Here is a 707-nt window from a genome sequence, read left to right on the forward strand (position 1 = left end):
ATCTATGCGGCAAAATGTTGAAATAAGTAGTTCTATCATGTTGATCTTGAGAAATTACCATAAGAATTACTTATTTTAACACCATAAAACCCTTTTAAATCAAGGATTTTAATTCCGAACTCAGGTTGTATTAGGCTCTTCAAAAGTATTAACCATTGCTCAATGTATTTCTATGCTTGGGTTGTTACTCATAACGATTGCTCAAAGTGAGCTCATGCTTTATCTGGGCTTTTTACTTACTGGTATCGGCACAGGGCCTTATGCTTCCATTGCACGCGCCTTTATCTCGCGCTATGCCAGCAATAATATCGAACTAAAAAAAGCCTATGCATTATTATCGATATCACTGGTTATCGCCCCTTTATTAAGTGCTTTCGTTGCCCAAATCGCGCTTATTGAAAGTTGGCGCTTAGCCTATCTTATGATGTTTATTATTGAACTTAGTGTATTTTGGTTAATGCGCTCAATGTTACAACGCGATAAAACCACGCAACAACTGATTAGTTGGCAAAAAATTCTGCATAATTTTGTTTATATTTTCCGCGTTAAAACCTACTTACTCAACTTACCTGTTTTATCCCGGTAAGTGTCAAGCTAGTTGTCGCCTAACTTTTTCCACTAAGCACTAATCTTGCTTAGATTATCATCATTATTTATCCGGTTAAGATGAACTAAAGCCTCATGTTGCCAGTTGCGCGTGTTGCCAG

The 707-nt window shown here is 37.1% G+C and carries 1 pseudogene; it reads left to right on the forward strand.

Annotated features, from left to right (window positions below):
• Positions 1-142: 142 nt before the first annotated feature.
• A pseudogene (locus DNJ75_RS15075) lies at positions 143-586 on the forward strand (MFS transporter); the annotation flags it as partial.
• Positions 587-707 lie beyond the last annotated feature (121 nt).

The sequence above is a fragment of the Cysteiniphilum litorale genome (genome assembly GCF_003428165.1).
Classification (GTDB): domain Bacteria; phylum Pseudomonadota; class Gammaproteobacteria; order Francisellales; family Francisellaceae; genus Caedibacter; species Caedibacter litoralis.